Genomic DNA, 265 nt, shown 5'->3' on the forward strand with positions numbered 1-265 from the left:
GGCCAAGCCACCACCCTTGTAAGCCTATTGATCGCTGAGCGTCATGGTCTGACTACCGTTCCAGCGCGTACCCGGTGCCAAGACCACCGGCTGACGGACGATGGCGGCTTCCACGCAGAGCATACGCTGTTCTTCGCCGGCTGCCAGATCCGGCAGTTTGACCGCAGCATCGGCTCCGGGGTTCCATACCACCGCATCAGTAAAACCGCTGCTCTCGATGTGCAACTGCTGCTGCTGCGCTTGTTCCAGCCGCAGCGGCTGGGTC

1 pseudogene is annotated in these 265 nt (G+C 62.3%); it reads right to left on the reverse strand.

Annotated elements, in window-relative coordinates:
- Positions 1–24 precede the first annotated feature (24 nt).
- Positions 25–265: pseudogene (locus QN347_RS20105) on the reverse strand (hypothetical protein); the annotation flags it as partial.

This window comes from Sphingomonas sp. 10B4, from assembly GCF_035019905.1.
Classification (GTDB): Bacteria; Pseudomonadota; Alphaproteobacteria; order Sphingomonadales; family Sphingomonadaceae; genus Sphingomonas; species Sphingomonas glacialis.